The 23,833-nt window shown below is 63.9% G+C and carries 26 protein-coding genes and 1 tRNA gene; 14 read left to right on the plus strand and 13 right to left on the minus strand.

The window, feature by feature from the left end; translation table 11 throughout:
• Window positions 1-412: 412 nt before the first annotated feature.
• Window positions 413-1,864, plus strand: a complete 1,452-nt coding sequence (locus AC3A4M_RS03445) for an FAD-binding oxidoreductase (protein ID WP_498734001.1) — start codon at window positions 413-415, stop codon at window positions 1,862-1,864.
• Between the two features lie 11 nt (window positions 1,865-1,875).
• Window positions 1,876-2,694 carry an alpha/beta fold hydrolase gene (locus tag AC3A4M_RS03450; RefSeq protein WP_498734002.1) on the plus strand — a complete coding sequence of 273 codons (819 nt, stop codon included), beginning with the start codon at window positions 1,876-1,878 and terminating at the stop codon, window positions 2,692-2,694.
• 153 nt (window positions 2,695-2,847) lie between these two features.
• On the opposite strand, the gene AC3A4M_RS03455 is transcribed toward AC3A4M_RS03450, so the two are convergent.
• Window positions 2,848-3,294: a hypothetical protein gene (locus AC3A4M_RS03455; protein ID WP_498734003.1), complete on the minus strand. Its 447-nt coding sequence runs from the start codon at window positions 3,292-3,294 to the stop codon at window positions 2,848-2,850.
• 20 nt (window positions 3,295-3,314) lie between these two features.
• Between AC3A4M_RS03455 and AC3A4M_RS03460 the strand changes: the two genes are divergently transcribed.
• The 3 genes from AC3A4M_RS03460 (at window position 3,315) to AC3A4M_RS03470 (ending at window position 4,783) form a co-directional block, all read left to right on the plus strand.
• Window positions 3,315-3,539, plus strand: coding sequence for a hypothetical protein (locus AC3A4M_RS03460; RefSeq protein ID WP_498734004.1), 225 nt, complete (start codon window positions 3,315-3,317; stop codon window positions 3,537-3,539).
• A 51-nt stretch (window positions 3,540-3,590) separates the two neighbouring features.
• Window positions 3,591-3,971 (plus strand): SdpI family protein, encoded by a 381-nt coding sequence (locus tag AC3A4M_RS03465; protein ID WP_498734005.1) that lies wholly within the window; start codon window positions 3,591-3,593, stop codon window positions 3,969-3,971.
• A gap of 446 nt (window positions 3,972-4,417) precedes the next feature.
• The gene (locus AC3A4M_RS03470; RefSeq protein ID WP_498734006.1) at window positions 4,418-4,783 is read left to right on the plus strand and encodes a VOC family protein; all 366 of its coding nucleotides are present in this window, start codon (window positions 4,418-4,420) and stop codon (window positions 4,781-4,783) included.
• A gap of 167 nt (window positions 4,784-4,950) precedes the next feature.
• Here AC3A4M_RS03470 and AC3A4M_RS03475 read toward each other — a convergent pair whose 3' ends face one another.
• Complete coding sequence (locus tag AC3A4M_RS03475; RefSeq protein ID WP_498734007.1) at window positions 4,951-5,805, minus strand: alpha/beta fold hydrolase; 855 nt, start codon at window positions 5,803-5,805, stop codon at window positions 4,951-4,953.
• Window positions 5,806-6,337: 532 nt separating this feature from the next.
• On the opposite strand from AC3A4M_RS03475, the gene AC3A4M_RS03480 reads away from it, so the two are divergent.
• From AC3A4M_RS03480 to AC3A4M_RS03490, 3 genes are all read left to right on the plus strand, one after another.
• Window positions 6,338-6,985, plus strand: coding sequence for an HNH endonuclease family protein (locus tag AC3A4M_RS03480; protein WP_498734008.1), 648 nt, complete (start codon window positions 6,338-6,340; stop codon window positions 6,983-6,985).
• A 55-nt stretch (window positions 6,986-7,040) separates the two neighbouring features.
• A complete protein-coding gene (locus tag AC3A4M_RS03485; protein WP_498734009.1) occupies window positions 7,041-7,454 on the plus strand; it encodes a hypothetical protein in 414 nt (137 codons plus the stop codon).
• A gap of 117 nt (window positions 7,455-7,571) precedes the next feature.
• Window positions 7,572-7,787: a hypothetical protein gene (locus AC3A4M_RS03490; RefSeq protein WP_498734010.1), complete on the plus strand. Its 216-nt coding sequence runs from the start codon at window positions 7,572-7,574 to the stop codon at window positions 7,785-7,787.
• 265 nt (window positions 7,788-8,052) lie between these two features.
• Here AC3A4M_RS03490 and AC3A4M_RS03495 read toward each other — a convergent pair whose 3' ends face one another.
• From AC3A4M_RS03495 to AC3A4M_RS03525, 7 genes are all read right to left on the minus strand, one after another.
• A complete protein-coding gene (locus tag AC3A4M_RS03495; protein ID WP_498734011.1) occupies window positions 8,053-8,820 on the minus strand; it encodes a cyclase family protein in 768 nt (255 codons plus the stop codon).
• Window positions 8,821-9,018: 198 nt separating this feature from the next.
• Complete coding sequence (locus tag AC3A4M_RS03500; RefSeq protein ID WP_498732707.1) at window positions 9,019-9,222, minus strand: cold-shock protein; 204 nt, start codon at window positions 9,220-9,222, stop codon at window positions 9,019-9,021.
• A gap of 173 nt (window positions 9,223-9,395) precedes the next feature.
• Window positions 9,396-9,740 (minus strand): hypothetical protein, encoded by a 345-nt coding sequence (locus AC3A4M_RS03505; protein WP_498734012.1) that lies wholly within the window; start codon window positions 9,738-9,740, stop codon window positions 9,396-9,398.
• Complete coding sequence (locus AC3A4M_RS03510; RefSeq protein ID WP_498734013.1) at window positions 9,740-9,991, minus strand: hypothetical protein; 252 nt, start codon at window positions 9,989-9,991, stop codon at window positions 9,740-9,742. The genes AC3A4M_RS03505 and AC3A4M_RS03510 overlap by 1 nt, the downstream gene beginning before the upstream one ends.
• A gap of 121 nt (window positions 9,992-10,112) precedes the next feature.
• On the minus strand, window positions 10,113-10,256 hold the full coding sequence (locus AC3A4M_RS03515) for a hypothetical protein (protein WP_498734014.1): 144 nt from the start codon (window positions 10,254-10,256) through the stop codon (window positions 10,113-10,115).
• 244 nt (window positions 10,257-10,500) lie between these two features.
• Window positions 10,501-11,388: a hypothetical protein gene (locus tag AC3A4M_RS03520; protein ID WP_498734015.1), complete on the minus strand. Its 888-nt coding sequence runs from the start codon at window positions 11,386-11,388 to the stop codon at window positions 10,501-10,503.
• Window positions 11,372-13,138 carry an NAD(P)/FAD-dependent oxidoreductase gene (locus AC3A4M_RS03525; protein WP_498734016.1) on the minus strand — a complete coding sequence of 589 codons (1,767 nt, stop codon included), beginning with the start codon at window positions 13,136-13,138 and terminating at the stop codon, window positions 11,372-11,374. The genes AC3A4M_RS03520 and AC3A4M_RS03525 overlap by 17 nt, the downstream gene beginning before the upstream one ends.
• A 260-nt stretch (window positions 13,139-13,398) precedes the next feature.
• Here AC3A4M_RS03525 and AC3A4M_RS03530 point away from each other — a divergent pair, with 260 nt between their 5' ends.
• Window positions 13,399-13,746 (plus strand): UBP-type zinc finger domain-containing protein, encoded by a 348-nt coding sequence (locus tag AC3A4M_RS03530; RefSeq protein ID WP_498734095.1) that lies wholly within the window; start codon window positions 13,399-13,401, stop codon window positions 13,744-13,746.
• Between the two features lie 748 nt (window positions 13,747-14,494).
• On the opposite strand, the gene AC3A4M_RS03535 is transcribed toward AC3A4M_RS03530, so the two are convergent.
• From AC3A4M_RS03535 to AC3A4M_RS03545, 3 genes are all read right to left on the minus strand, one after another.
• A tRNA-Lys gene (locus tag AC3A4M_RS03535) sits at window positions 14,495-14,567 on the minus strand.
• Between the two features lie 111 nt (window positions 14,568-14,678).
• Window positions 14,679-15,887, minus strand: a complete 1,209-nt coding sequence (locus tag AC3A4M_RS03540; protein WP_498734017.1) for a PQQ-dependent sugar dehydrogenase — start codon at window positions 15,885-15,887, stop codon at window positions 14,679-14,681.
• Complete coding sequence (locus AC3A4M_RS03545) at window positions 15,787-16,500, minus strand: hypothetical protein (RefSeq protein WP_498732713.1); 714 nt, start codon at window positions 16,498-16,500, stop codon at window positions 15,787-15,789. Before AC3A4M_RS03545 ends, AC3A4M_RS03540 begins: the two co-directional genes overlap by 101 nt.
• A gap of 141 nt (window positions 16,501-16,641) precedes the next feature.
• Between AC3A4M_RS03545 and AC3A4M_RS03550 the strand changes: the two genes are divergently transcribed.
• The gene (locus tag AC3A4M_RS03550; protein ID WP_498734018.1) at window positions 16,642-17,592 is read left to right on the plus strand and encodes a 2-hydroxyacid dehydrogenase; all 951 of its coding nucleotides are present in this window, start codon (window positions 16,642-16,644) and stop codon (window positions 17,590-17,592) included.
• Window positions 17,593-17,614: 22 nt separating this feature from the next.
• Here the strand turns inward: AC3A4M_RS03550 and AC3A4M_RS03555 are convergent, their stop codons facing one another.
• The gene (locus AC3A4M_RS03555; protein ID WP_498734019.1) at window positions 17,615-18,058 is read right to left on the minus strand and encodes a hypothetical protein; all 444 of its coding nucleotides are present in this window, start codon (window positions 18,056-18,058) and stop codon (window positions 17,615-17,617) included.
• 88 nt (window positions 18,059-18,146) lie between these two features.
• Between AC3A4M_RS03555 and ilvD the strand changes: the two genes are divergently transcribed.
• The 4 genes from ilvD to ilvC all read left to right on the plus strand — a co-directional run bounded on the left by ilvD (window position 18,147) and on the right by ilvC (window position 23,682).
• Window positions 18,147-19,850 carry a dihydroxy-acid dehydratase gene (gene ilvD / locus AC3A4M_RS03560; RefSeq protein ID WP_074701968.1) on the plus strand — a complete coding sequence of 568 codons (1,704 nt, stop codon included), beginning with the start codon at window positions 18,147-18,149 and terminating at the stop codon, window positions 19,848-19,850.
• A 352-nt stretch (window positions 19,851-20,202) separates the two neighbouring features.
• The gene (locus tag AC3A4M_RS03565) at window positions 20,203-22,104 is read left to right on the plus strand and encodes an acetolactate synthase large subunit (RefSeq protein ID WP_498734020.1); all 1,902 of its coding nucleotides are present in this window, start codon (window positions 20,203-20,205) and stop codon (window positions 22,102-22,104) included.
• A 3-nt stretch (window positions 22,105-22,107) separates the two neighbouring features.
• On the plus strand, window positions 22,108-22,620 hold the full coding sequence (ilvN, locus tag AC3A4M_RS03570; protein WP_074701971.1) for an acetolactate synthase small subunit: 513 nt from the start codon (window positions 22,108-22,110) through the stop codon (window positions 22,618-22,620).
• A 36-nt stretch (window positions 22,621-22,656) separates the two neighbouring features.
• On the plus strand, window positions 22,657-23,682 hold the full coding sequence (ilvC, locus tag AC3A4M_RS03575; RefSeq protein WP_074701972.1) for a ketol-acid reductoisomerase: 1,026 nt from the start codon (window positions 22,657-22,659) through the stop codon (window positions 23,680-23,682).
• Window positions 23,683-23,833 lie beyond the last annotated feature (151 nt).

Consider the following 23,833-nt stretch of genomic DNA (forward strand, 5'->3'; position numbering starts at 1 on the left):
CAGTTGCCGGCTGGACGGCCCCTGGCAGTGGCGGCGCCAGCCCTTGCCCGGCATCTCCCAGGTAACCCATTTTCGGTATGCTACTCCGCGCTGTCCGGGCTGCCTAGGGGCTGTCGTTCCTGCATCATGACGGCAGACGGCGGCTTCCCCGGCCACCCTCAGCTTGTCTGAGAAGCGCACTTTTTTGAAAGTAGGCACTCCGATGGGTCCGTTGTTCGGTGACTCGGGCGAATCTATACTTGGGGCAACCACGAGCTGTTCCAGTGCTTTGTCGGCTGGACCGTATTCCCGGGCCGGGACACCTCAGGGCGCGTCCTGGGCACCACCGCCCGGCATTGCCGACACCGGCGAAATTAAATCCGCTGCTGGATTAGGGGACATCCAATCCCCGCGTCAGGGAAGCGACAGACCGATGAACACAATGCATCATGGCGACCAGGACGGCGAAACGGACCGCGCACTGCAGGAGCTGCGCAGCCATCTGGCGGGGTCGGTGATTGAACCGCAGGATCCGCTCTTTGATGCAGCCCGTGCAGTGTGGAACGGCATGATCGACGTGCACCCGAGGGCGGTCATCCGGGCGGGCACGGTTGCGGACATCGACCACGTCCTGGATACGGCACGGAGCACCGGCCTGCCGCTGGCTGTGCGCGGGGGCGGGCATAACATCGCCGGCCATGGCACGGTCGAAGGCGGTCTGGTGATGGATTTGGGGCAGTTGCGCGGTGTGGAGGTTGACGTGGAGCACCGTCTTGTGACCGTCGGACCCGGGGCGACTTTGGCAGACGTCGACCATGCCACTGTGCCGCACGGACTTGCCGTACCGCTCGGGGTGATCAGCGCGACGGGGGTCGCGGGGCTGACCCTTGGCGGCGGTGTGGGCTGGCTGACCCGGTCCAACGGGCTGAGCCTGGACAATCTCGTCTCCGCCGACGTCGTCACCGCCACAGGCGAGCACTTGCAGGCCAGCGGGGAGCAAAACCCCGAGCTGTTCTGGGGTCTGCGTGGCGGGGGCGGGAACTTCGGAGTGGTCTCATCCTTCACCTTCCGGGCCCGTCCGTTGCCGGCTGCCGTACTGGGTGGAAACTTCTTCTACCGCCCGGAGCAATGGAAGGACGCCCTTCGCGCCTTTGACCGCTGGACGCAGGACCTGCCCGTGGAGATGAATCCGATCATCTCCATCCTGGTGCTGCCGCCCGACTTCGAGATGGGGGAGGAGCCGTGGATGATCATCGGCTTTGCCTGGGCCTCCGAGAACCACCAGCCAGGGCTCGAGCTGATCGAACAGCTGCGGGAAGCGGCTCCCCCGGACGAAGAGGAAGTCGGACCCACGGCCTGGCTGGAGTGGCAGACCGCCATGGACAGCCTCTTTCCCAAGGGCGCCCGCGGATACTGGAAGAACGTGTCATTTTCCCGGATGGATGACGAGGCCGTCGACGTCCTGGTCGGATTCGCCTCCGAGGTGACGTGGTTCGGAACGGGGATCGACATCCACCACATGCAAGGGGCCTTCGGGCGTGTGCCCGAGGACGCGACCGCGTTTCCCAACCGCTCGGCGAAGTACTGGCTGAACGTCTACGGCTTCTGGAAAGACCCAGCGGAGGACGAGCGGCTCAGCGGGTTCGCCCGGAAGGCCTACGCCGACATGCAGCCGCTTGCCGAGCACGGCCAGTACGTCAACTTCCTCGGTGCAGAACTCGGTTACGGCACCGCAGAAGCCGCACGCCAGGTCTACGGGCCGAAAACGTACGATCGGCTGGTGGCCCTGAAGAACCGCTTCGACCCGCAGAACCTGTTCCGCCTCAACCACAACATCGTGCCGATCGCCTCAACGGCGGGGTCCCGGCCGTCTACGTCGCCATGAACCGGGGCGAGATGGCATCGAGTGCGCCCCGCGACTCGATGACGTTCCTCGAGTCGGGTCCGCGCCTGCACTACGCCGAGCAGGGACCCCTGGACGGCGAGGCGGCACTTCTCCTCCTTCACGGGTACACCGACTCCTGGTTCTCTTTCAGCAGGCTCATGCCCCTGCTGCCGCCCCGCTACCGCATAGTCGCACCCGACCTGCGCGGCCATGGGGACTCCGAACGGCCCAGCCACGGCTACACGGTGGCAGATACCGCGGCCGACGTCGTCGCTTTCCTGGACGCCGTCGGGATCGAACGGGCCGCGGTTGTTGGGCATTCCGGCGGCAGCTACACGGCCCGGCGGGTGGCGCTGTCCTACCCAGAGCGGGTTACAGGCCTGACCCTTATCGGCTCGGCAATCACCCCGCTCAATGACGGGACCAGGGAACTGCAGCAGGCGGTGCACGACCTGGAGGACCCGGTGCCGGACGAGTTCGTGCGCGAGTTCCAGTCAGCCAACGCGTACTTGCCTCTGCCGCAGGAGTTCTTCGAGAGGGCCGTCACGGAGAGTCTCAAGGTGCCGGCCCACGTCTGGAAGAGCGCGCTGGATGGCCTTCTCGCGGTGGACGATGCGGCCGAGCTCCGTGACATCGCCGTGCCCACGCTCCTCCTTGGGGGTGAGCGGGACGAGTTCTTCTCCCAGCCGGAGCAAGAGGCACTGCTGGCAAGGATCCCGGGCGCCCAACTAATGATCTACCCGGAAACCGGACACACCCCCCACTGGGAGTGTCCGGAGTTGGTGGCACGCGATCTCGTCGCATTCCTGAAAGGCCAACAGGCCACGTGATCCTGCTATCCAAACCTGCCTGCGGGTCGGTGGCAGTGAACGGTGCGGCGGGCCGGGAAGGGCAGGCCCGGTCGTTCTCGATCTGTGAGCAGGCGGATGCCCGTTTATTTGTCAGTGAACCGTTCTCGGGCCTCCAGCAGAACCCGCTCGTATTCAGTCTCGTCGAAAATGAAATCTACTGCGTTCTCGATCCGGCCGGTGTTTTCCTCGTACGAGACATCCCAGCCGATGTGCGACCAGTACACCTTTCGGTTCTCCCTCCGGATGTCCGCGGTTACTCCGCCGCATCCTTCGTCCCAGCACGCTTTGCAGAACAGGAGACAGCCCCGGTTCCAGTACTGGTGGGGGCCGGAGCCCCAGTAGCCGCTCGATCTGTTGAACGGCCAGGTCGGGCCGGTCCGCCATCATCAGCGAGACTTCCCCAGGTGGCGTGTCCTCGCCCTCCCATTCCTGGATCCAGGTGCGGAGTGGCATGCCGTTGATGACGAAGTCCAGATGGACATCGACGCGTTTCATTTCCCGCCGGAAGAAGATGAACCGGCGCTGCCAGCTTGTTGTCGGCACAAGCTGTTCCTTCAAGGCCAGGACATCGTTCGTCATGCAGTCATTATGGGTGAGGGATGTCTGCGTCCACGGGCAAGACCTGGATCCTGGCCGGCCTGCGCTCCAAGCGTCGGGTCTGCCTGCTTCATGACGCCGACGGTCCGGGGTGCGAGGTGCGCGACTATACGCCAGCCGACGGACTTGAGGACGACTACGACTTCGCTGGCTGCGACTACGTGAACTACTGCTGCAGCCATCACCGAATCCACGTCTCGCCGCACCTCGGCTGCCTGATGCGCTAGGTCAAATGGGATACTGGCTGCGGCAGCAAACGATGGATGATGGAGAAATTCTTGGAAGAACAGGTACCACTGGCGGCGGTTCTGGCCGTCGCTGTCACCCTGGTCGCTGCCGCACTGCTTCTGCTTGTGCTGGGAAAACGGGCCGCGGAGGGAAAGCTGGCCCGCAACTACACGATGGGCATCAGGATTCGGTCTACGCTGGCCAGCGATGAGGCATGGCTTGCCGGGCACCAGGCGGCCCGCCGTCCCACGGATATTGGCGCCGTCGGCATGGGCTGTCAGGCGTGCTGGCCGTCCTGCTTCAAGGAAACAACGTCGGTTTCGTTGGCTTCGGTACTCGCCGGCGCCTCATGGCTGTTCGTCTGGATCTTCATCGGGGCAAAGCGGGCGGACAGGGCGGCAAAGGCCGTGGCCGCCAAGGCAGACGCCTGACATCGTTCCAGAGAACTCGCGGCTTCGGCGCAATTCGCCTGGCTGGATGTACGCTCCGATCATGTCGAGGCAGACGTTCTTTAAGAATGATTTCCCCCGTGTCTGGTACTTCGTATTAGGAAGTGCCATAGGAGCGTCTGCACTCTTCACACCTGCTTCCGAACCTGGCTGGGTGACACTAAAGGTTGTACTCGTTGTCGCGTGCTTCGGTTTGGCTCTGTCAAACCTAGTAGGTTTGCTTGTTCTTCTTCGACGTCGAAGGGCACGCAGGAATGAAGGCTCATGGCCAACCCAAGTCTGGCCGAAGACGGGCCGCCTTGCAAAAGGCCCAAGAGGTGTGGATTTGATGCGGTCTGGCGACTTTCGGTGAGCTGTCCATGGCGGGCACGATCTTCGGTAGAGGATCGTTGAGCGGTCAGCTGGCCGCCTCTCCGTATAGTGAGTTCATGAGTCTTGAATGGGAACAAGTGGTTGTCGACACGGCACGGCCGGCCGAACTCGGTCGGTGGTGGGCCAACGCCTTGGGCTGGGTAGTGACGATTGAGTCTGACGACGAGTACGAGATTCGACCCGCCCCTGACCGGATGCCGGGGATACTCTTTGCACCAGTGCCCGACTCGAAGAACGCCAAGAATCGCCTGCACTTGGACTTCCGCCCCGACGACCAAGGGGCCGAGGTCGAACGCATGCTGGCTCTCGGCGCCAGCAAGGTCGACATCGGTCAAGGCGAGCAGCCGTGGGTTGTGCTCGCTGACCCGGAGGGTAACGAATTCTGCATCCTGGGAGCAAGGAAGGCCAGTCCCGAAGCTTGAAGTCCCGGGAAACGCGGTTGGAATGCCCTGTTGCCACCGAAGTGCGTGTGGACGGGTCACCTTTGATGGTTCGTTCGGTTTTGACCCAATTCGCTGCAGCGACCACCGGATCCACGTCTCACCCCCACCTGCGGTGCACGTTCGGGTAGGGGCAGAGCGCAAGCACCTCACTCCAATGAACTCCCCGGCGCTGCTATCCACTTCCGCAGGTGCTGGACAAAGGACCGCACATGCTCGGGCGGCCACCAGTGCCCGGCGTCCACCTCCACGACTTCCAGCTGGGGGACCCATTCCTCCAGCCCGTCCACCAGGCGCGGCGACAGGAATGGGTCGTGTCGCGGCACGACAACCTGCACAGGCATACTGCACCGGCCTGACAGCTGCTGACGGCGGAACCAGTTCGCCCGGTAGAGAACCAGGCCGCGGGCCCCGTTGTCGCTGATGCTCCGGCCGGCAAACTTCTCGAAGCGGCGTGTGAGGATTTTCCTCCAGAGAAGTTCGGGCAGCACCGGCACCTGGAAGAAGGCGACATAGGAGCTGCGCAGCAGCTGTCCCAGAGCCTGCGGCCACAGCATTGGCCGGCGCAGCCGGTGGCTGAACCAGCGGCGAAGATGTTCAAGGTCCGGACCGGAGACGCTAGTGAAGCTCAGGATCCGATCCTCGGCTCGGGGATCCTGGACCGCCGCCCAGCCCTGGATGGATCCCCAGTCGTGGCCGACCAGATGGACCGGTCCTGCCCCCGCTGTGTCGATCACGGCGAAGAGGTCATCGACCAGGGCCGGCAGCCGGTAGTAGTCGAGGTTCTTACTAGTGGTGCGGGACGCACCGGCATTGCGGGTGTCGTAGGTGATGACACGGCAGTCAGTGCTCAAAGCCGGTACGGCATATTCGAAGAGCGTATGGTCATCCGGGTAACCGTGAACGAACAGGATGATTGGTATTCCGGGGGCTGGAGCCGGGCCGTAGCTATAGACGGCCAGCGTGGCGCCCGGCCGGATCACGGTGCGACGTTCCTCTTCCATCGGCTGCCTCCTTGCCTCCAACCGGTACAGCCAGAGTACGACCACGATGCTGCCGCCGCGAGCCTTCACTCCCGCCGGACGTCCCGCTACTAGGCTTGATCGGTGAGATCCGCCCCGGTCTCCCGTACACATGAGGACCATGCAGAAGAACCGCACCCGCACCCTGTCGCTGACTGCCGCCCTGCTCGCAGCTATATAGCTGGCAGCATGCACTCCTTCCGAGACCGAGCTCCCCGCGCCGGCCAGCCCGCCGAGACCACTACATCGCCGGCTACGAAAACCCCGGCACTGGCCAAGGAGCCGGCCAAGGAATCCGAGAAGGACAAGGTTGTGGCGCCGGCTGCCGCCGGAACCGGGCTGGAGCAGCTGGCCACCATCGATATCAAGGGCCGCGCCCCGAAGACCGGCTACGACCGCGATCAGTTCGGCGACGGCTGGTTGGACCCGGACCGCAACGGGTGCGATGCGCGCAACGACATCCTCAAGCGCGACCTGACCAACGAGACCTTCAAGCCCGGCCAGCAACTGCGTGGTGCTGACCGGCACCCTGGCCGACCCCTTCACGGCCACCAGCATCGACTTCGTCCGCGGCAACAAGACCAGCACGCTCGTCCAGATCGACCACGTCGTCGCCCTCTCCGACGGCTGGCAGAAAGGCGCCCAACAGCTCACGGCCAAGCAGCGTGAAGCATTCGTCAATGATCCGCTGAACCTGATGGCCGTCGACGGCCCCACCAATGGCGCCAAGTCCGACTCGGATGCTACGAGCTGGCTGCCGCCGAACAAGGCGTTCCGCCGCGAGTACATGGCGCTGCAGACCGCGGTGAAGGCAAAATACGACCTCTGGATGACCCAGGCCGAGCACAACGCCATCGAGAACATCCCCACCTCGTCCTGCCCGGACCAACCGTCCCCGCCGACAACGGGGGTGTGGCCGTCGGTCGCCGCGAAGGAAGCCCCGGCTAAGAAGGCTCCCGCGAAACAGTCAGCACCGAAGCAACAGGCCCCGGCCAAGCAGGCTCAGCAGGAAGCACCCGGCTCGGACGAGGCGACCACCGTGTACGAGAACTGCACCGACGTGAAGACCAACGGCGCCGCCCCGATCAAGGTCGGCGACCTTGGCTGGGATCAGAAGTTCGACCGCGACGGCGACGGCGACGGGGTCGGCTGCGAAAGCTGACCGTTCCAGCCGGGTAGCATCATCCGCACGAGAACCCGGTGAAGGAGAGGGCAGTATGACTGACGGCGGAACGGCTGCCACTGAGACGCATACCGTGCGTACCGGTTTCAGGATTGGCGCGGGTGTCGCCGCGCTCGTCCTGGCTGTCTGGTCCCTGCTGACCTCGCTTGCCGGCCTCAACGCGGTCATGCCCCATCCAAGCGACCCGTTGGCCCTGCTGCTCATCGCCTTACTCACCGTCGGGACGATTTCCCTCGCCAGCGGAGTCATCGCAATCGCCGCCACCGGATGGCAGCCGGGACTGACCCTGCTCATGACACACGGCGTCCTCAGCCTCATCGTGACGGCTCTGTTCTTCATCGGTGTTGCCCCGAATCTGTGGGGCGCCGCCGGTCTCGCGTTGTCTGCTGCGGTGCTTGCCCTGGGACAGCTCACGCATCAGCCCGGACTAGCTTCCTCCGCAAGCTGAGCCTAGCCCTTAGCTGCAGGTCAGCTGATGGTTCCGGGCCGCACCGGGTACCTCGAAGGAACCCTCATCGGTTTGGGGACGGGGAACCGGGTTCCCCGTCCCTCTATGGTGATTTTCATGGAAGACAACTTTCAGCAGGCCATAATCGACTGGCTATCGAAAAACGGGATCAAAGTACCGGAGGGCGTGGCGGACCCTGACGCCGTCTTCATCAAGGATGGAATTATTCACTTCAACCTCTACGGCTTGAAAGAAGAGGGAGTCGTGACGATCGAGGCAGAAGTTCCTCTAGCTGTTGATCCGCCAGCGCATTTGAAGGTGCGTCGCAGCTAAAGGCGGCATCGCATTCGCCGATGCAGTTTTGGCTGACCGAGGCTACCGCAGCCACGCGTTGACCAGCAGCCCGTAGGCAAACGCGAACCAGAACACAGCACAGTCAAGAGCGCGGTGAACACCAGGCCCAGTACGAGGGTGATGTCCAGCTGAAGGGCGGTGAAGCCGGTGTTCGCCCGCCGTCGGACCCCTGCGCCGCGCAAGTAAGCAGCCGCGGCACGCGCCAAAGCCGGTAGTAGGACCTGGCAGGACAAAGCGTCCCATGTCACCGGCTGCCGCTCGTGTTTGGGACCAGGCTGATCGCGCGAATGGGAGATCCGGTGGCTCCCGTGAGTCGGAGCGGGAGTGCCATGAAATAACTGATCCGGGGGACCTCGGAGAGATTGCACAGATTCTCCACGACGATCACCCCTGCGGCGAGCAGCTCGTAATGTGCGCGGAGGTCGGATCCGGATTTGTCCCCCGGGTCGATGCTGATGCAGTCAATGCCGACGGCCTTTACATCCTTGTCACGAAGGTACTGCGCTGCTTCACCGGTGAGTCCGGGCCAGCCGCGCAGGTAGTCGAACCCTTCGGGAACGAGCGACCAGCGGTGTTCCCATTGCGTGTGCAACAAGACGATGTCATCACGTTCGATGGCAGCGTTTTGGGTTTCCCACTCGATGATCTCGTCGCGGCCGATGCTGTAGCTGACGGGATCATAAGGGCCGAAGGTGAGTTTGACCGCGCGGCCCATCAATCCGGTCAACGGGATCTCGTGGGTGTAGACGCGCCGCTCGTCGTTGGGATCGGGCACGAAATGCGCCGGCGCATCCATGTGGGTGCCGGAATGGTCTCCCATGACGAGCTGGTTGAATTCCGCTGGGTCCGTCATCGAGGGGAACGGCAGCAGGAAAAACTTCGGATGGGCGGGGATGGTCGGGATGCCCTGAGTCAGCTCTCGGCTGAGGTCAATGATCCGGTAGGCACTCAGGGTATCCCGCAGCGCTTCGGCCGACTTCTGGTCAAGGTCCCGTTCATTGTTCCGTGCCATGAAAACAACAGTGCGGCCGTACGGGCCGGGAATCAAGGCCGTGCCTGCCCGCTGGAGAACCAAGGCGCCCCGAACCATGATGCAGGTCGGCGAACACCTCGGTCTGTAACGGCCGGATAGCAGTCGCGAGACAAAGAGAATACGCGGACGTCCGCCGACTGCCGCCAGCTGCGCCCGGGCACCTCTCAGTGCTTTGTCCTAGAGCGGACGGATGTCGACCGCCTGCAGGCCCTTCTGACCCTGGGTGACTTCGAATTCGACCTTCTGGCCTTCATCGAGAGATTTGTAGCCGCCTCCGCTGATACCGGAGAAGTGCGCGAAGACGTCCTCGCCTCCGTTATCCGGGGCGATGAAGCCGAAGCCCTTTTCCGAGTTGAACCATTTCACAGTGCCAGTTGCCATGTTGCTTCCTTCTAGGCATGCTTCGCGTGTTCCATATGCAAACACCGTTCCCGCTGCCTAGGTGAAACGCTAAGCGGAAACGGGGCCTCGCTGCAAGGATAAACCGCTAACTCATTCGAGCTTTGGGCGCCGGTAAGCACCGAGAGTTCGAGTCCGTCCCGATCTGGATCTGATTATCGGGGTTTCAGGGGATCGAAGGCATCCGGTGTTGTCGCGAAGCGGAGCATCACTTCGCATTCGTACTCCCACCCCTCGCCGTGGATGTCGATGATGTTCCCTTTTTCGTCGCGCTTGTATGCGCGGATGCTGGAGGAGCCGTTGGCCATCCAGTACTGGGCGGCTAACTCGGCATCGGAGAACCGGCGGCGGAGGACTTCGTATCCGATGTTGAGCGGTCGAAGCGGGTCTTCCGGGTTGTCGGCGTAGAGGGTGCCCAGCGAGTCCCAGATGGGAAGGATCGTTGCATCGATACGTTTGTACGCAGGTGCGCCTTTCCCTGGGCCTGTAATTTCAGTCATCAGGCGGCCTTGCGACCGAGCGGGCGGCTGTCGAAGTAGTGGATGTCTTCGGGCTTGACGCCGCGGGCGAACCGGCGGGACAGGAAACGATCCAGGCCGTCGACGGTGTTCTCGAACCGGACGTCCTTCTGTTCGTCGGTACGGACTTTGCGGGGCTTGCGCTCCTTGGGCTTGTCCACGACGGGCTTCACGCAGGTCTTGCACGCGCCGGAGCGCCCGGACGCGACGGTCCCCGGGTAGTCGGTCTTCAAAGTGTCCTTGGGTCGCATGGACTTGCCGCACTCGGTATTGGTGCACGTTGAGTTCCTAGCCCAAAGCGAGTTGAACCGGTGCGCCGGCTGCACCCCCACGACCGTCGGCGCACCGGAGTTTCTAAAGATGGTCCTGCCCTTGGAAGCCAACTGATTGCCGCGGAGACCTCAGGACAGTGAAGTCGTTCAGGGAGACCGCCCGGCGGCCGTGCCTGCCGTCTTCGCGAATCCAAATGATGCCCAGCGCCGGTGCTGTTTCTGTCACGTCTCCCCGATAGCAAGTCTGACCGCCGCGGCAGGCCTCGATCCAGTCTCCGCGGCGGATGAGTGAGACGTCCCGGACAGGTGTGAGATTTCTTGAGTGCTGCACGATCACCTCCAGGTTGATAGCTGCTGGAGTCGTCTTTGACCGTGCCTTAATTCTCGCGATTGCATATTGCCTACACATTTCCGGAGCGTAATCTGCGGGAAAACACATCGCCTGGTGGGTTGTCGGTCAATGCTTCGACCTAAAACGGAGGCGGACAACGACCCGGTCGGGCTGTCCGGGCGATCGGCGAAGGGGACAATGCGAGTGCCCATCCTCCGGCCACTCCGATGGCAAGTAGGACGGTTACGAAGCCGATCGCCGGCGCGCTCGGCCATGTCAAACCGTCGCCATACCGCAGCAGGGCAAACGACTGCAGGAGTACGAAGATGACGGAGGTTAGCGCGACGGAGCGGACGGCCCGGGCATCCCCACTCAGCTGGCCTTGCATCGCCGCCCACCCGAGACCGACCAGCCACGCACCGATCGCCCTCGCTGTGAGCTCGGTCAGTGGCCATGGCCAGAGCATCGCGGTAGGTATGGGCAGCACCAGCAGCGCTGTGCCAAATATCAGCAGCACTCCGGCGATTCCCACCAGAAGTAGCCTGAGCGAAAGCGGTAGCGCCGGGCGTTCCGCCGTTACGGTTTTTGAGCCTGGACGCCGGGACCGGGTCTGCAACCAGCTGATGATGAGCATGGCCGCGGGCACCATGGCATAGATGGCCAGCCACATCCAGGTGGCTACCCGGGCTAGCGGCGGAGCGTCTGCTGACAGGTGGAAGCGGTCGATGTGGATGAGGGTGACCACGAGGGTTAAAGAGGTGAAGACGAATACAGGCCAGACTGCCAGCTTCGCCAGACCCCAGTTCGCTGCGCGGGCTCCGGCGACCTCCAGTCCGGCGCTCGACCAGTATGCAGCCCCGAGGAACACGGCGGTCATGGGCGGGTTGACCGTCCAGGCGAACCAATCGTCGGTACGGAGCGGAAAGACGAACAGCACCAAGCCGGCAAGAAACACGAGGAATGCCGCGATGTAGAGCAACCACCGCATCGGTGGAATCAAGGGTGTGACCTCAACTGAAGCGGACATCACCGGACGGCTCCTCGGGGGCGGCCGCTCCACCAGTGGCCGCCATCGACGCAGGTAGGGGATGCTCGGCCAGGTAGGCGTGGAGCATCGAGACTACGGTGGCGCCGTCACCGACCGCGGTCGCGACTCTTTTGATGGAACCGGCGCGCACGTCGCCGATCGCAAAAACGCCCGACATGCTGGTTTCCAGCGCCAGGGGCGACTTGCCCGGCCTGGCGGATTCGGCATCACTGACTTCCTGGGCGGCGCCCGTGCGTAGAAAACCTGAGGGGTCCCGCTGGACTGTGTCGGGCAGCCAGGAGGTCCGCGGCACCGAACCGATTAGCACGAACAAGCCGCCCGCCTCAATCTCCTCAGTCGATGCTGCACCTGCAGCCCCGCGCCACGAGACCTCGACGGCCGCAAGGAATCCGTCCAGATCGCGGACTCCCACGACCTCGGTGCCATAACGGATCGCTACATTCCGGGTGGCCTCAAGCTGGGCGATGAGGTAGTCAGACATACTGACAGCCAGCGTGGGGCCACGCACCAGCAGCGACACCTTCTTCGCGTACTTCGCCAGGTGCAGGGCCGCCTGCCCTGCCGAGTTGCCTCCACCCACGACACACACGTGCTTCCCGGCCATCGACGGGGCCTCGGAAACCGTGGCCCCGTAGAAGACGCCCCTGCCGACCAACTCCTCGAGTTGCGGTATGCCGAGGCGCCGGTAGTCCACCCCGGTGGCCACCACCACCGTGCGGCCCCGCACGGTGGTGCCGTCGGAAATTGACACAGTACGCAGGGCCCCATCAACGCCGAGCGTCTCCACCTTCCGCATGAAGAGGAAGTCGGTGCCGAAAATCCAGGCTTGGTGGAATGAGCGGTAGGCCAGGTGGGCACCGCTGACACCGCGGGAAAAGCCCGGGTAATTGCGGATCAGGGAACTGGTGCCGGCCTGGCCTCCCACGGCTTCCCCCTCCACCACCATGGTGGAGAGGCCCTCGGAGGCTGCGTAAACCGCTGTAGCGAGACCGGAGGGGCCGGCCCCCACGACCACCACATCGAAGATCTTGTCCGCCGGAGGAGGGCGTGTCACCCCGAGGGCTTCGGCGATCTCCAGGTCACTGGGGTTCTCGAGGACAGTTGGGGAAGCGGTAAATTCCAGCACCAGGACCGGCAGGACGGGGTCGCGCAGGTTTAGACTTGCCAGCGTCCGCTCTGCGGCCTCTGACCCGACCGGGTGGAAACTCACGGGGATATGGTTTCGACTCAAGGAGTCGCGCAATGCGTGAGTCCTTGAGTCGCCGGTCTTACCGATCAGCCGGACCGCCTCGAAGCCGCCTCCCTGGGCCAGATGCCAGTCATCGAGGGCATCGGTAATAGCTCCATGGAACTCTTCATCGCGCAACCGCTCGGGACGTATGATCACCAAGTCGGCGTGCCCCTGGGCGACCGCCCGGAATACGGTGGGGGCGCTGGAGAAGTCACCCCATGTCACCACAACGCCTCGCTTGGCGGCCGGGTGATAGCCGTAGGCGCGCCGCAGAAAATCGAGTCCACCGCGATCATCAGGCCCGTAGCACCCGAGGATAAGTGCGACCGGGCGACCCCAGCGCCGGAGCCCCTCGAGCACCGCTCGTCCGTGGGCGCGGTCGACGCAGTCCACTACCTCATAGTCGGCGCCGTAGCGTCGCCGCAGTTCATCTCCCAGAATGCGCCGAGAGGTCGGGTCTGTGGTAGCCAGCAGCATGACCGGAACCGATTGATCCATGGCCGCAGTCTTTCTGGTTAAGGTTCGGTGGCGCTCACGATACTCGCGCAGGGACATGGGAGACAAGGGGTGCTCGTCGTCTCAGGGAAGGCCTTCAGCGCGGCGCCGGAACTGCATCGGCGGACCGGGTTTTGCCTCGGTTTCTCTCATTCCCAGAGGGCAGGGATTCTGCCAGAATGGTCCCCGTCAGCAGGACACACAGGATGGTCTGCTCAGAAAACGGAGGGATGGAAATGGAGAACCGCTCGAATGATCGCCCCATGGCGGGAATCAGCCTATCCGCCGTACCGAGTGGAACCGGTTGTCTGGAGTGCCTCAGCGGTGCTGAGCCGGGATGGTGGGTACATCTTCGCCGCTGCGCCCAATGCGGCCATATTGGATGCTGCGATTCATCACCCTCACAGCATGCCAGTGCCCACGCCCGCGCCCTCGGCCACCCTGTCATCACGTCCTATGAACCGGAGGAGGACTGGTTCTACGAGACGAACACGAAGAAGTTCTTCCGCGGCCCGCGACTTCCGGATCCTCAGTCCCGACCACCGGAACAGCCGGTACCAGCACCGGTAGAAAAGGTACCGACAGACTGGCGAGAGCGCATACACCGATAGCCCCGGAAGCCGAACCAAGCACTGACGCCGGGATGAGACAAAGGAAGACGCCGCGCTCGCGCTCGGCAACATCACGGCCTTCGGTGGCAAAATCGGCTGGGCCGGCAAGTCGGACCTGACCCGAGAAATCTGGTCGCCAGCATGCAGAAAGCCCTGCTCCTCCTTGAGCAGGGCTCCCCTCCCGCTTGGCACCGACTGCCCCTTGGTCAGCAAACGTTATTCGGGAGACCTTGGAGAAACCATATGCGTCTAGGAACAGGGCACTGCCCAGGGGGTTGGGGGCGGTTTCCCGGGGCAGCGCCTCCTCCAAGAGCGGAGACTGGCGGCTCTGCCAGCCTTCGATGGCGTTGCCGTGTTAGCAGTATCGACCGCTGTAGGCTGCTCAACACCGAACCGCAGCTTCGCCTACTACCAGAGGATGGCAGGAAGACTGATAGCGGTCTCGCGTCCGGAGGGACTGCGCTTCCCCGGCTGCCAATGTGATCCGGTCAACAGGACGGTCCGCCCTGATACGAAGGATCTGATATGCACGGCTCGCAAAGCATGTCGCAGCGACGCCAGCTTTACCCCATGGCTGAACACTCTCGCGGGCTAACCTTGATGGTGCCGGGCCGGTGGATCTACTTGAGGAAGCCCCAGACTCGGTTATGGAAGCTGCCCGCTAGTCTTTCACGTAGCCCTATCCGCTTTTGAGCAAAGAGAAAACCCCGCCTGACTAGCATTTGCCTAGTCAGACGGGGTTTATGTGTGCACCCCCCGGGACTCGAACCCGGAACCCATTGATTAAGAGTCAATTGCTCTGCCAGTTGAGCTAGAGGTGCAGTGTGTTTGGAAGAGTTTCGGACTTTTTCGTTTCCGTTTTCTCCCTCGCAACGACATGTAACTCTAGCAGGACTTTTTGGGGAATGCGAAATCCAGCGGGCGATTGTTGGCTACTTCACAGAAACGGTCAGCATGCGGTCCGGATTGCCTCCATTCGTCAGTACCCACAGGTCTCCTTCCGGTGACAGCGTCACGTCGCGGAGCCTGCCGTACTTGTCCGTCAAGAGCGCCGTAGGTTCACCTGCGCCTTCCTCCGTCAGTTCTACGCGCCACAGGCGCTCGCCCCGCAGCGCCGCTATCCAGGCCACATCATCCGCAATCGCCATGCCGCTGGGGGAGGCCTCCGCCGTCGAAGGCCAAACAACGACGGCGTCCACAAACCTTTCGTCGCCGGGGGCGCCGGTGACGGCGGGCCAGCCGTAGTTTTGCCCCGGCTCGATGAGGTTGAGTTCGTCGTCCTCGGTGGGGCCGAATTCGGTTGCCCACATCCGGCCCTGCGAATCCCAGTCCATTCCCTGCACGTTTCTGTGGCCATAGCTGTACACGGGACTGTCCGGGAAGGGATTGCCCGGCGCGGGCTCCCCATCCGTAGTGACCCGGAGAATCTTGCCGCCCAGGGAATCCAGGTTCTGTGCCGTGTCGGAATTGCTCGCGTCGCCGGTAGAGATATAGAGGTGGCCGTCCGGGCCAAACTCCAGCCGACCGCCGTTGTGGATCCGCGATTTGGGGATCCCGGTGACAACTTCCTGTACGTCCGACAGGGCGCCGTTGTCCCAGCGGTAGCTGATGACCCTGTTGTCCTGAGGCGACGTCAGATAGACAAAGAGGCGCTGGTGGTCGGCGAAGTCCGGGCCTATGGCCAGACCCATCAGGCCGCCCTCTCCCGTTGTTTCAAGCGGGGAGTCAATTGGCACCGAAGCCACGGTGCGTCCGTCCCTGACGTGTTTGATCAGCCCGGTGTCGTTCTCTGAGATGAGTACACTCCCATCCGGAAGGACGGCAATGGACCAAGGCGTCTCCAAGTCCGTGGCTGCCGTTGTGACCCGGCCCCCTGATGACGAGGTGCTGCCGGCGTCTGGTGCGGGGCTTTCGGGTGGACCGGTGCAAGCCGCCAGGCCCAGCGCCAAGACCGCAGCGGTGGCTGGGAGCTGGTTGCGCCGAAGAATGCGCCTGCGCCGCCGGTCGCCGCGGCCGGAGGTGTCAGCAGGAGGCAGCGGCTTAGGTGGCATTCGTGCCGCGGCCGCCGTCGTTGTCCTGAACTTTGTCCACCCGCGGCTCGATGACGGTTTCGCCATCGTGCGCGGGCCACTGCGTTTCATCGTAAAGCGGGTCCTGACTGTCCGCGGTGCTGCCGCGTTCCTGCGGCTTCCGCTCGGCCCCGGTCTCCGGAGCGCCCGGGCTTGCCTGCGATGGAGCCTGATCCTTCGCCTGGTCTCCGATGGCTCCGGTGAGGGAGCCGGCGGGCGCATCCGGCTCCACCGGTGCGGCATGTTTGCCGTGCGTAGGTGGCGGGGCGTCGGAGTCTTCAATGTATTCGTCCTCGACGGCGGGTTCGGAGTGCGCTGTTTCCGCGGCGCTCTCGGTCCAGCCGTCGATGGGTTCCGGGCCCTTGTCGTTCGAGCCCGTCTGATTGGTGTGCCCCGCAATGAGTCCGCCTGTGGCCGCGCCGGCGGCGACGCCGCCGGCCGCCGGTTCGGACCGATGCGCTACATTGCCTTGCCGCGGCTTCGGGTCATCATCCGTCACGCCCATCCTGCCGACGGTAGGAGCCTGTGCGGCCGCATCGGAGGGCCCGTGCGCCATGTTGGTCGGTGCGTGGCCCAGCGGGCCGCTCGATGCCGGCACCTGTCCCGCGGAGGAGCCCCGGGTGAAAAGCCACCACAACAGCGCAGCGACGATGACGACAATCAGTACCCAAATGAACCATTCCATGACGGGACCTTCTTCGGTTGGCGGCGTGGAGCGTCTGATGCGTACGTTAGTTCCCGCCCCAGAGCATGTCCATAGCCAGGTGCCGGGCCGGCAGGCCGGCTGCTTTGGGCCGGCCACGGCAGCCGGGCTAAAGTTCCGAACATGGCTCAGCAGACTTTGATTAACACGGTTACCTTTCCGGATGCATCCCTCTTGGAGGCGGTGGGGCCGCTGCCTTCCGGACTGCAGGCCGGAGTGTGGGACCTGCAGGGGCCGCCGCAGGGGATTGCAGCCGCCGACATCGAAGCCGTGATCCTGCCGTATGCCGCAGGCACCGATTGGGATGCGTTGAAGGACCTGCCTCGGCTGAAGCTGGTCCACACCCAGTCAACGGGTTATGACGGCCTGCCGGAACTGGTGGGACCGGATGTCGCCGTGGTAAGTGCGGCCGGTGTCCACGCGGCCGCCACGGCGGAACTGGCGGTAGGGCTGACGCTGGCGTCGCTGCGCGGCGTGGACCAGATGGTCCGGGACCAGTCCAAGGCCGTGTGGAATTCGGTACGGCGCCAATCCCTGGCCGACAGCCGGGTCCTGCTGGTTGGGGTCGGCGGTATCGGCAGGGAAATTGCCAGCCGGCTCCAGCCTTTCGAGGTTGAACTCACGCGCGTGGGAAACACCGCCCGGGTCGATGGCGAGGGCCGGGTGCACGGCGCGGACGAACTCACCGCCTTGGCCGCAAAGTGCGACGTGATGATCGTCATCACCCCGCTCAATGATTCCACCCATCAGCTGATCGACGCCGACGTCCTCGCCGCCATGCCTGACGGCGCCCTGCTGGTCAATGTTGCGCGGGGAGCTGTGGTCGATTCGGAGGCACTGACGGCGGAGATTCTCAGCGGCAGGCTCAAAGCCGCCGTCGATGTTTTCGACCCGGAACCGATCCCGCGCGACCACCCGCTCTGGCAGTCCGAAAACATCATTATCGCCCCGCATGTGGGCGGCAACACCACGGCGTTCTGGCCCCGGATCGTCAAGCTGCTGCAGGGCCAGCTGCAGCGGCTGTCCGAGGGGGAGTTGCCGGAAAACCTGGTTCAGCCCGGACCCTTCGCCTAAATATGTCGGCGACCTCGAGTACTCAGGCGACTTCGAGCAGGCCAGCCATGAAGCTGCGGAAATCCGCTTCGTCCTCTTCCTGCTCGATAACGTGCCCTGGAATCGGCAGCAGGCCACGGCCTTGGACGGTGAACCGGAAGGTTTTCCCCGTGCTCGTGCCGACTTCGTAGTCACCCTCCGCCAGCCGGACGGCGTGGGAGAGGTTGGTCATGTTGATCGCCACGGGGGTGCTTCCTGCCGTGAGCGTGGGCCCGTTGAATGGAGCGATGATCAGCTCCTGCGGACGCCAGCGATAACCGATGACGTAATACCGGCCCTTCCTCGAACCCGTCGGCAATTGTGCCGTCCGGTCCGCCCCTGCGCTGCCGAAAACCAAGTTGTAGTCGCCGTGGTTGGGGATCTGGGCGTCGAAAATGCCGCTCAGTATGTCCTTGAGTTCGTCGCTGCTGGGCGTGGTGGGGTGCATGTTTCCATCCTAGGGAACCGCTCCATTGTGTTGCGCCTGCGTGTCACATGGTCATGAGCGCAGCGGGGCTGGCCATAGAATCGAAGTCATGAGCGCGGACGTAACTCCTGATATCAAGCCCCGTAGCCGGGTAGTCACCGACGGCATTCACGCAGCACCGGCACGCGGAATGTTCCGAGCAGTGGGAATGGGGGATGACGACTTTGCCAAGCCGCAGATCGGCGTCGCCAGTTCCTGGAACGAAATCACCCCCTGCAACCTGTCGCTGAACCGGCTGGCCCAGGGCGCCAAGGAAGGCGTCCACTCCGGCGGCGGGTTCCCGATGCAGTTCGGCACCATCTCCGTTTCGGACGGCATTTCGATGGGACACGAGGGAATGCACTTCTCGCTGGTGTCCCGCGAGGTCATCGCCGACTCGGTGGAGACGGTGATGCAGGCCGAACGGATCGACGGCTCGGTGCTGCTGGCCGGCTGCGACAAGTCCCTGCCGGGCATGCTCATGGCTGCCGCGCGCCTGGACCTCGCCAGCGTCTTCCTCTACGCGGGCTCGATCATGCCCGGCTTCGCCAAGCTGGAGGACGGCTCGGAGAAGGAAGTCACGCTGATCGACGCCTTCGAGGCCGTTGGCGCCTGCGCTGCAGGCAAGATGAGCTTGAAGGACCTGGACGCCATCGAGCGGGCGATCTGCCCGGGCGAAGGCGCCTGCGGCGGCATGTACACCGCCAACACCATGGCTTGCATCGGCGAAGCCCTCGGCATGTCCCTGCCGGGCTCCGCCGCCCCGCCCTCGGCCGACCGCCGCCGCGACATGTTCGCCCGGCAGTCCGGCGAGGCCGTGGTCAACCTGCTGCGCCTGGGCATCACCGCGCGCGACATCATGACCAAGAAGGCCTTCGAGAACGCCATTGCCGTCACCATGGCTTTCGGCGGCTCCACCAACGCCGTGCTGCACCTGCTGGCGATCGCCCGCGAAGCGCAGGTGGACCTGACGCTCGAGGACTTCAACCGCATCGGCGACAAGATCCCGCACCTGGGCGACCTGAAGCCGTTCGGCCGCTACGTCATGTTCGACGTGGACAAGATGGGCGGCGTGCCGGTCATCATGAAGGCCCTGCTGGACGCCGGCCTGCTGCACGGCGACTGCCTGACCGTGACGGGCAAGACCGTTGCGGAGAACCTCGCGGAGATCAATCCGCCGGACCTGGACGGCAAGATCCTGCGCGCGCTGGACAACCCGATCCACAAGACCGGCGGCATCACGGTGCTGCACGGCTCGTTGGCTCCCGAAGGCGCCGTCGTCAAGAGCGCCGGCTTCGATGCCGACGTCTTCGAAGGCAACGCCCGCGTTTTCGAACGCGAGCAGGGTGCGCTCGAAGCGCTGGACCGAGGCGAAATCAAGGCGGGCGACGTCGTCGTTATCCGCTACGAGGGCCCTAAGGGCGGTCCGGGCATGCGCGAAATGCTGGCCATCACCGGCGCCATCAAGGGTGCCGGCCTGGGCAAGGACGTCCTCCTGCTGACCGACGGCCGTTTCTCCGGCGGCACCACCGGCCTGTGCATCGGCCACGTGGCGCCGGAAGCGGTGGACGGCGGTCCGATCGCGTTCGTCAAGGACGGCGACCGGATCCGCGTGGACATTGCCGCCCGCAGCTTCGACCTGCTGGTCGACGAGGCCGAGCTCGAAGGCCGCAAGATCGGCTGGGAGCCGCTGCCGGCCAAGTTCACTACCGGCGTGCTGGCCAAGTACGCGAAGCTTGTGCACTCGGCCTCCACCGGGGCTTACTGCGGCTAACCAAAGGACGACGGCGGCGGGTAACCACCCGCCGTCGTCCACCTTCCGGTGGACCGGGTTAGAGTCCACTAACTGGACAGCAATGTCCGTATAATGAGACAACGTAGTCTCCGGTTGACACTGATATCTGTGTGGTAGAACACTGAAGTCATGCAGAACGTATCCGTGGTCGTCCTTATCAAGCGCGTGGCGTAAGCCCCGGCTGGTAAGACCACGTCACGCGCGAAACCCCATCGGAGCCAACCGGCTCGACGGGGTTTTTTTATTTGCAGAAGAGAACAGAGCCGGCTCTCCCGACATAGGGAACCGGCAGGCACATCCGAAATTACAGAAGATCCGCAAAGGAAATCCGATGAGTAAGGGATCGCCAATCAGCCCCTCGCTGATGGCCCAAAAAGCGCCGGCCGCGGCCGGCGACGCTGTCAAGAACAAAGATGCTGCTTCTGTCTCTTCCATCGTGGATGCGGTCAACCCCGTGCAGGGGCCCAACAACATCGTGCCGCCCACAGAAATGACCGGCTCACAAGCCGTTGTCCGTTCACTGGAAGAACTGGGCGTCGATGACGTCTTCGGGTTGCCGGGCGGGGCCATCCTCCCCACCTACGACCCGCTCATGGACTCGACCAAGATTAACCACATCCTGGTCCGCCATGAACAGGGAGCAGGCCATGCCGCCCAAGGCTATGCCATGGTCACCGGCAAGGCAGGCGTCTGCATCGCCACCTCCGGCCCCGGCGCCACGAACCTGGTGACGGCCATCGCGGACGCCCACATGGACTCCGTCCCGATGGTGGCAATTACCGGCCAGGTAGCCACCAGCGTTATCGGCTCGGATGCCTTCCAGGAAGCGGACATTGTCGGCATAACCATGCCGATCACCAAGCACTCCTACCTGGTCACGAACCCGGAAGACATTCCGCGGGTGCTGGCCGAGGCATTCCACATCGCCACCACCGGCCGTCCCGGCCCAGTCCTGGTGGACATCCCCAAGGATGCCCAGCAGGCCAAGATGACGTTCTCCTGGCCGCCGAAGATCGACATTCCCGGCTACCGTACGGTGGTCCGCGGACACTCCAAGCAGGTCCGCGAGGCAGCCAAGCTGATTGCCGCCGCGGAACGTCCCGTCTTTTACGTCGGCGGCGGCGTGCTCAAGGGCAATGCGTCCCCGGAGCTGCTCGAACTGGCGGAACTGGTCGGCGCACCGGTGGCCACCACGCTGATGGCCCGCGGCGTGTTCCCCGACTCCCACCCGCAGCACGTCGGCATGCCGGGTATGCACGGCGCGGTCTCGGCCGTCACGGCGCTGCAGCAGTCGGACCTGCTCATCACCCTGGGCGCCCGGTTCGATGACCGGGTGACCGGTGTCCTGAGCACCTTCGCACCGGACGCCAAGGTCATCCATGCGGACATCGACCCGGCCGAAATCTCAAAGAACCGCACCGCCGATGTGCCGATCGTCGGTTCGGTCAAGGAGATCATTCCGGAGCTCGCCCAGGCCTGCCGGGAACGGTTTGCCGCCGAGGGTGCCCCGGATCTAACCGAGTGGTGGACCCAGCTGAACCGGCTCAAGAACACCTACCCGCTGGGCTTCACCGAGCCCGACGACGGCCTGATGGCGCCCCAGCAGGTCATCGAGCGCATCGGCGAACTCACCGGTCCGGAGGGCGTGTACGTTGCCGGCGTGGGCCAGCACCAGATGTGGAGCGCCCAGTTCATCAAGTACGAGCGGCCGCAGGCCTGGCTGAACTCCGGCGGCCTGGGCACCATGGGCTACTCCGTGCCTGCCGCCATGGGCGCCAAGGTCGGCAACCCGGACCGGGTGGTCTGGTCGATCGACGGCGACGGCTGCTTCCAGATGACCAACCAGGAACTGGCCACCTGCGCGCTGAACAACATCCCGATCAAGGTTGCTGTCATCAACAACTCCTCGCTCGGGATGGTCCGGCAGTGGCAGACGCTGTTCTACGACGGCCGCTACTCCAACACCGACCTGCACACCGGCCACGAGACGGTCCGGATTCCGGACTTCGTCAAGATGGCCGATGCCTACGGCTGCGTCGGACTGCGTTGCGAACGCGCCGAGGACATCGACGCGACGATCAAGCAGGCGCTGGAGATCAACGACCGTCCGGTGGTGATCGACTTCGTCGTCAGCCCCAACTCCATGGTCTGGCCGATGGTGCCCTCGGGCGTCAGCAACGACCTGATCCAGATCGCCCGCGACATGACCCCGGAATGGGAAGAAGAGGACTAGTCAATGGCACGCCATACCCTTTCAGTGCTGGTTGAAGACGTTCCGGGTGTCCTGACCCGTGTCGCCAGCCTCTTTGCCCGCCGGGCGTTCAACATCCATTCTTTGGCCGTAGGCCCCACGGAAACGTCCGGGTTCTCCCGCATTACCGTGGTGGTTGAAGCCGAAGGTGATCTGCTGGAGCAGGTCACCAAGCAACTGAACAAGCTCATCAATGTCATCAAGATTGTCGAGCTGGTTCCCGAATCCTCCGTGCAACGCGACCACATCTTGGTCAAGGTTCGTGCGGATGCCGCGACTCGGCTGCAAGTAACCCAGGCAGCAGATCTATTCCGCGCTTCCGTGGTCGACGTGTCTACCGACTCGTTGGTCCTGGAAGCCACTGGCACCGCCGAAAAGCTCAACGCACTGCTGTCGGTGCTTGAGCCGTTTGGCATCCGCGAAATTGTTCAATCAGGAACGCTGGCCATCGGCCGCGGCTCCCGGTCCATGAGCGACCGCGCCCTGCGTTCCGCCTAGACCCTTATCAAGAAACCTCAAACAGGAGAAATACAAGTGACTGAGCTCTACTACGACGACGACGCCGACCTCTCGATCATCCAGGGGCGCACCGTTGCCGTCATCGGTTACGGCAGCCAGGGCCACGCCCACGCGCTGAGCCTGCGCGACTCGGGCGTGGACGTACGCGTTGGACTCAAGGAAGGTTCCAAGTCCCGCGAGAAGGCGGAGGCCGAGGGCCTGCGCGTGCTCGGCGTTGCCGAGGCAGTTGCCGAAGCCGACCTGATCATGGTGCTGACCCCGGACCAGGTCCAGCGCCACGTCTACGCCGAGGACATCGCACCGAACCTGCAGTCCGGCGATGCCCTGTTCTTCGGCCACGGCTTCAACATCCGCTACGGCTACATCAAGCCGCCGGCAGACGTTGACGTTGCCCTCGTTGCCCCCAAGGGACCGGGCCACATTGTCCGCCGCGAGTTCGAAGCAGGACGCGGCGTGCCGGACCTGATCGCCGTGGAGCAGAACGCCTCTGGCAAGGCCAAGGAACTGGCACTGTCCTACGCGAAGGCCATCGGCGGCACCCGTGCGGGCGTCATCGAAACCACCTTCACCGAAGAGACCGAAACCGACCTGTTCGGCGAGCAGGCTGTCCTCTGCGGCGGTGCGTCGCAGCTGATCCAGTACGGCTTCGAAACCCTGACCGAGGCCGGCTACAAGCCGGAGGTTGCGTACTTCGAGGTGCTGCACGAGCTCAAGCTCATCGTTGACCTGATGGTTGAAGGCGGCATCGCCAAGCAGCGCTGGTCCGTTTCGGACACCGCCGAGTACGGCGACTACGTTTCCGGGCCGCGCGTCATCGACGAGCACGTGAAGGAAAACATGAAGGCCGTGCTGGCCGACATCCAGTCCGGTGCCTTCGCCAAGCGCTTCATCGACGACCAGGATGCCGGCGCGCCGGAATTCGCCGCGCTGCGCAAGAAGGGCGAGGACCACCCGATCGAGGCCACCGGCCGCGAACTGCGCAAGTTGTTCTCGTGGATCAAGACCAACGATGACTACACCGAGGGCTCCGTAGCCCGCTAAGGAAGATCGCGGCGTTGCGCGCCGCTCGCAACCTGAATTAACCGGCATCGGGGCCGGACGCACATTGGTATCCTTAACAATGCGCGTCCGGCCCCCTTGTCGGTCTTAGACTGTACTCACCCCACCATGCAACGCAGCGAAGGAACACCCC

This window comes from Arthrobacter sp. Soil_C_60 (assembly GCF_057656375.1).